The organism is Burkholderia sp. AU32262 (assembly GCF_020419985.1).
Classification (GTDB): domain Bacteria; phylum Pseudomonadota; class Gammaproteobacteria; order Burkholderiales; family Burkholderiaceae; genus Burkholderia; species Burkholderia semiarida.
The window spans coordinates 1-2,904 of sequence record NZ_JAIZRS010000063.1 but is presented as its reverse complement, the minus strand read 5'-3'; the positions used below and the strand labels follow the sequence as shown (position 1 = coordinate 2,904).

Genomic DNA, 2,904 nt, shown 5'->3' with positions numbered 1-2,904 from the left:
CGAACCCGGGCCGCGTGCTGCTGCCGGGGATGTTCGTGCGCGCACGGATCGAGGAAGGCGTGAACGAGAACGCGTTCCTGGTGCCGCAGATCGGCGTCACGCACGACCAGAAGGGGCAGGCGATCGCGATGGTCGTGAACGCCAGCAACAAGGTCGAGCCGCGTCCGCTGAAGACGACCGGCATGCAAGGCCAGAACTGGATCGTGGAAGGCGGTCTGCAGGCGGGCGATCACGTGATCGTGCAGGGCGTCGACAAGGTGCGCCCGGGCGCGACCGTGAAGACGGTCCCCGCGCAGCTCGCGCCGGCGGCCGATGCCGCCTCGGGCGCCGCTGCCCCCGCCGCGCCGGCCGCTGCCGGGTCCGGCGCCGCCGCCGCTTCCGGTGCCGCCGCATCGGGCGCCGCGCCGGCGAGTGCTGCCGCTGCTTCGAGCGCGCAATAACAGGGAGCCTGTTTCATGGCAAAGTTTTTTATCGATCGCCCGATCTTCGCGTGGGTGATCGCCATCATCCTGATGCTGGCCGGGGTTGCGGCGATCTTCACGCTGCCGATCTCGCAGTATCCGACGATCGCGCCGCCATCGATCCAGATTACCGCGAACTACCCGGGCGCTTCCGCGAAGACGGTGGAAGACACGGTGACGCAGGTGATCGAGCAGCAGATGAGCGGTCTCGACAACTTCCTGTACATGTCGTCGACGAGTGACGACTCGGGCAACGCAACGATCACGCTGACCTTCGCGCCGGGCACCAACGCCGACATCGCGCAGGTACAGGTGCAGAACAAGCTGTCGCTCGCGACGCCGGTTCTGCCGCAGGTCGTGCAGCAGCTCGGTCTGTCGGTCACGAAGTCGAGCAGCAGCTTCCTGCTGGTGCTCGCCTTCAACTCCGAAGACGGCAGCATGAACAAGTACGACCTCGCGAACTTCGTGGCGTCGCACGTGAAGGATCCGATCAGCCGGCTGAACGGCGTCGGTACCGTCACGCTGTTCGGCTCGCAGTACGCGATGCGGATCTGGCTCGACCCGAACCGCCTGACCAACTACGGCCTCACGCCGGTCGACGTCAGCTCGGCGATCACCGCGCAGAACGTGCAGATCGCGGGCGGGCAGATCGGCGGCACGCCGGCGAAGCCGGGCACCGTGCTGCAGGCGACGATCACCGAATCGACGCTGCTGCAGACGCCCGAGCAGTTCGGCAACATCCTGCTGAAGGTCAACCAGGACGGCTCGCAGGTTCGCCTGAAGGACGTCGCGCAGATCGGCCTCGGCGGCGAAAACTACAACTTCGACACGAAGTACAACGGTCAGCCGACCGCGGCACTCGGTATCCAGCTCGCGACCAACGCGAACGCCCTCGCGACCGCGAAGGCCGTGCGCGCGAAGATCGACGAGCTCGCACCGTTCTTCCCGCACGGCCTCGTCGTGAAGTATCCGTACGACACGACGCCGTTCGTGAAGCTGTCGATCGAGGAAGTGGTCAAGACGCTGCTCGAAGGTATCGTGCTCGTGTTCCTCGTGATGTATCTGTTCCTGCAGAACCTGCGGGCGACGATCATCCCGACGATCGCGGTGCCGGTCGTGCTGCTCGGCACGTTCGCGATCATGTCGATGGTCGGCTTCTCGATCAACACGCTGTCGATGTTCGGTCTCGTGCTCGCGATCGGCCTGCTGGTCGACGACGCGATCGTGGTGGTCGAGAACGTCGAGCGCGTGATGGCGGAAGAGGGGTTGTCGCCGAAGGAGGCGACCCGCAAGGCGATGGGGCAGATCACAGGCGCACTCGTCGGCGTGGCGCTCGTGCTGTCGGCGGTGTTCGTGCCGGTGGCGTTCTCGGGTGGCTCGGTCGGCGCGATCTATCGTCAATTCTCGCTGACGATCGTGTCGGCGATGGTGCTGTCGGTGCTGGTCGCGTTGATTCTGACGCCGGCGCTGTGCGCGACGATCCTGAAGCCGATCCCGCAAGGGCATCACGAAGAGAAGAAGGGCTTCTTCGGCTGGTTCAACCGCACGTTCAACAACAGCCGCGACAAGTACCACGTCGGCGTGCACCACGTGATCAAGCGCTCGGGCCGCTGGCTCATCATCTATCTGGTCGTGATCGTCGCGGTCGGGCTGCTGTTCGTGCGCCTGCCGAAGTCGTTCCTGCCCGATGAGGACCAGGGCCTGATGTTCGTGATCGTGCAGACGCCGTCGGGCTCGACGCAGGAAACGACCGCGAAGACGCTCGCGAACATTTCCGACTACCTGCTGAAGGACGAGAAGGAAATCGTCGAATCGGCGTTCACGGTCAACGGCTTCAGCTTCGCGGGCCGCGGCCAGAACTCGGGCCTCGTGTTCGTCCGCCTGAAGGATTACGCGCAGCGTCAGCATGCGAACCAGAAGGTGCAGGCGCTGATCGGCCGGATGTTCGGGCGTTACGCGGGCTACAAGGACGCGCTCGTGATTCCGTTCAACCCGCCGTCGATTCCGGAGCTCGGTACCGCTGCCGGTTTCGACTTCGAGCTGACGGACAACGCCGGTCTTGGCCACGACGCGCTGATGGCCGCGCGTAACCAGCTGCTCGGGATGGCGTCGAAGGATCCGACGCTGCAGGGTGTCCGTCCGAACGGCCTGAACGACACGCCGCAGTACAAGGTCGACATCGACCGCGAGAAGGCGAATGCGCTGGGCGTGACCGCGGATGCGATCGACCAGACGTTCTCGATCGCATGGGCGTCGAAGTACGTGAACAACTTCCTCGATACCGACGGCCGGATCAAGAAGGTGTACGTGCAGGCCGACGCGCCGTTCCGGATGACGCCGGAGGACATGAACATCTGGTACGTGCGCAACAGCTCGGGCGGGATGGTGCCGTTCAGCGCGTTCTCGAGCGGCCACTGGATCTACGGGTCGCCGAAGCTCGAGC

Annotated in this window: 2 protein-coding genes; both read left to right on the top strand. The window is 65.0% G+C overall.

Annotated elements, in window-relative coordinates; genetic code table 11:
- On the top strand, positions 1–440 hold a 440-nt coding region (locus LGN10_RS33280), incomplete at its 5' end, for an HlyD family secretion protein (RefSeq protein WP_226226278.1).
- A 15-nt stretch (positions 441–455) separates the two neighbouring features.
- A partial coding sequence (locus LGN10_RS33275) for an efflux RND transporter permease subunit (protein ID WP_226226276.1) occupies positions 456–2,904 on the top strand: 2,449 nt, incomplete at its 3' end.